Below are 281 nucleotides of genomic sequence, written 5' to 3' on the forward strand. Positions count from 1 at the left end.
CGTGGGTGGTGGTAGCGGAACGGTACTTAGGCATGCTCTTTACTCCAGTGAAAATAAGTTCGCGGACATCCAGCGACATCCGCGCAAGGTCTGGTTATGCGTTAACCGGGTCCAGCCAGCCCCATTTGTCTTCGGTCTCGCCGGTGAACAGGCCAAAGAATGCCTGCTGAATGCGTTTGGTGACCGGGCCGCACTTGCCTTCGCCGACCTGGATGCGGTCCACGCTGCGCACAGGGGTGATTTCTGCCGCAGTACCGGACATGAAGACTTCGTCAGCCAGG

1 pseudogene is annotated in these 281 nt (G+C 58.7%); it reads right to left on the bottom strand.

Annotation, left to right across the window (positions count from 1 at the left end):
- Positions 1-94: 94 nt before the first annotated feature.
- Positions 95-281, bottom strand: a pseudogene (locus SAZ04_RS21845) (branched chain amino acid aminotransferase); the annotation flags it as partial.

It is taken from the genome of Halalkalibacter lacteus, assembly GCF_036663595.1.
GTDB classification, from domain to species: Bacteria; Bacillota; Bacilli; order Bacillales; family Bacillaceae_D; genus Halalkalibacter; species Halalkalibacter lacteus.